Origin of the sequence: Winogradskyella ouciana (genome assembly GCF_009709615.1) — a bacterium.
GTDB lineage: Bacteria > Bacteroidota > Bacteroidia > Flavobacteriales > Flavobacteriaceae > Winogradskyella > Winogradskyella ouciana.
Genome location: NZ_WJYA01000022.1, coordinates 1 through 506, shown reverse-complemented (window position 1 = coordinate 506; position 506 = coordinate 1). Strand labels below are relative to the sequence as shown.

At 49.0% G+C, this 506-nt stretch carries 1 protein-coding gene; it reads right to left on the bottom strand.

Going from position 1 to position 506, the window contains the following annotated elements:
• Positions 1 to 506 (bottom strand): CLIPPER-2 domain-containing protein (locus tag F1003_RS18480; protein WP_438695866.1); only part of this gene is annotated, 506 nt, incomplete at both ends.

Here is a 506-nt window from a genome sequence, read left to right as displayed (position 1 = left end):
TCAACTCCTAGGTCTAAACTACTGGTCTTCTCTATAGCGATGCTTGCTGCCTGTGGAATCGTCGTATCTGTTGGATCGTCCGTTCCGGTTGGATCTGCTGGATCATCACTATCGTCCGTTACTGGATTACCGCTTGGGTCATCACTATCGGCTATCGCCTGATTCGTTACGATACCTGCATCGATATCGGCCTGAGTGATCGCATAGGTCGCTGTGTAAACTATCGTTCCACTACCTACTACCATATCTTCCAGGTCGGCTTCTCCGTCTTCGTCTGTTCCTCCACTGACATAGGTCGGTGTTGGTAAGGTACCCGTTCCTGTAAAGTCCGCTGCGTCTTCTGTGACACTAACATCAAATAAGGTCGTGTTACCTGTGTTGGTGACTGTATAGGTATACGTTATTATGTCACCCGGTGTGGCGATGCCGTCAACTCCTAGGTCTAAACTACTGGTCTTCTCTATAGCGATGCTTGCTGCCTGTGGAATCGTCGTATCTGTTGGATC